Origin of the sequence: Sphingobacterium sp. HSC-15S19 (genome assembly GCF_050433745.1) — a bacterium.
GTDB lineage: Bacteria > Bacteroidota > Bacteroidia > Sphingobacteriales > Sphingobacteriaceae > Sphingobacterium > Sphingobacterium siyangense.
Genome location: NZ_JBNPWQ010000092.1, coordinates 1 through 2,035, shown reverse-complemented (window position 1 = coordinate 2,035; position 2,035 = coordinate 1). Strand labels below are relative to the sequence as shown.

Genomic DNA, 2,035 nt, shown 5'->3' with positions numbered 1-2,035 from the left:
TGTAATCGGTAAATCAGAATACACAACTTTTGGCAATTTAGAGTGCAGCAAAAATGGCACTAACGGTGCAGCATTTTTGGCAATAAGGAATGCAGCATAATTGGCACTAATAAATACATAGTTCATCTTTTGGGACGCGGTGTCCCAAAAGAAAAAACAAGCTTTGTCGGAGCAAAAGACAAAGTTATTTATGAACTATTATTTAAGTAAACTTATGACCTATCATGAGGTTCACAGAATGCATCGGGAAGGCATTTCGATTCGCAGGATTTCCGAACATCTCGGCCTGAACTGGCGTACTGTAAAAAAGCTTCTGAGCAAAGACGACCGAAGTTACCAAAAAGAACTGGAAGCGCCCCCTTCCAAGAAAAAGTTACTGGATCCCTACCGTGATTTCGTAAAGGAAAAGCTGTCGCTGTATAACGATACCTCAGCGGCCCAGATGCATGACTGGCTCAGGGAGCATTACCCTGACTTTCCGCAAGTCAGCCCCAAGACCGTATTCAACTTTGTTCAGGATATCCGGGCGGAGTTCAACATCCCCAAAGAAGTGAGCACCCGCGATTTCCAGATGGTCGCGGAGCTTCCCTATGGTGAGCAGGCGCAGGTTGACTTTGGTTTTTACAACATGACCACTACGCGCGGTAAGCAGAAAAAAGTACAGTTCTTTACCTTCATCCTCTCACGGAGCCGCTATAAGTTTGTTGTTTTCAGCGATGTACCCTTTACCACGGCTATGGTGATCGCTGCCCATGAAGAGGCCTTTCGGTTTATCGGCGGACTGCCCCGTGAGATCGTCTATGATCAGGACAGGTTATTTATGGTATCGGAAAACCTCGGTGACATCGTCCTGACCTCCGAGTTTTCCAGCTATGTACGCGATCGTGGCATCAAACTTCATTTCTGCCGTAAAGCCGATCCCCAGAGCAAAGGGAAAGTGGAGAATGTGGTCAAATACGTAAAGCAGAACTTTCTCTACAATAGGCCTTACCGTGACCTGGATACGCTCAACGATGAATGCCGGGCCTGGCTTTTCCGTACGGCCAACAATCTGCCCCATGGTACGACGAAACTTATCCCACTGGAAGAACTGCAACGCGAACAGCTATTGCTGGAAATGTGGTATGAAATAGCCCCGCAGACTCCGGTAAAAAAGCTTTACGCTGTCCATAAAGACAATAAAGTGTCGTATAAGGGCAATTTCTATAGTGTCCCCATCGGCACCTACAACGCGGGAACCATTAAAGTGCAGCTGAGCGAACTTGCGGGTAAGCTGCTCATCCGGGATCTCTGTGGAAAAGAAATATGCACGCACGATATATGCAGCCTTAAGGGCAAAAAAATCATACTGCGCAGCCATGGCCGGAACATGGAGCCTAAAATAGCAGAAATAGTAGATCGGATCTCCAATCTGTTCGAAGATCCGGTTAAGGCAAAGCAGTGGATACTGGCCATAAAACTTCACAAAAAGCGGTATATACGGGATCAGTTGCAGATGGTCGAGCGTACTGTAAAGGATAACAGTGCTGCACAGATATCGCGCGCGCTGGATTATGTACATGCCAACAACATCCTGAGCGCTACGGATTTTAAAGCCTATCTGGAATACATCCGCTCGGAAAAAAAGCAGGAGCCTGAGCTGGATACCAAGATCATACGGCTGAACCCTCTGAATGGAAACAGCAGTACACAACTGGATATTGAACCCCAGAAAAGTCACTTGGATGATTACGAGGCGCTTTTCGGCTGCAACTAAAACAATCACTCCCTGTCGTTGCTTCGACAGGGATATATAAATCTTATCAGGCAATAACTATGGACAATCAAAAACAACAGGTAAAACAACTCTGCGCCGACTTCAGGCTTTCAGCGATAGCTGCCGGCCTGGATGATATCTTATCGGGGGCAGAAAATGAGCAGATAGGCTATCTGGAGCTACTCTCCCGTCTTTTCAGGGCCGAGCAGCAGCACCGCCGGCAAAGGGATGAGAGCAGACGGATGAAATCTGCTTCTCTGCCAAAAAACAACGACCTAT

General features: G+C 47.1%; 2 protein-coding genes. Both read left to right on the top strand.

Translation table 11 applies throughout. The features are described from left to right. Positions 1-190 precede the first annotated feature (190 nt). Positions 191-1,756, top strand: a complete 1,566-nt coding sequence (gene istA / locus L1283_RS28420) for an IS21 family transposase (RefSeq protein WP_286851112.1) — start codon at positions 191-193, stop codon at positions 1,754-1,756. Between the two features lie 59 nt (positions 1,757-1,815). Further along, positions 1,816-2,035: ATP-binding protein (locus tag L1283_RS28415; RefSeq protein ID WP_429626813.1), on the top strand; the 220-nt coding region annotated here is incomplete at its 3' end.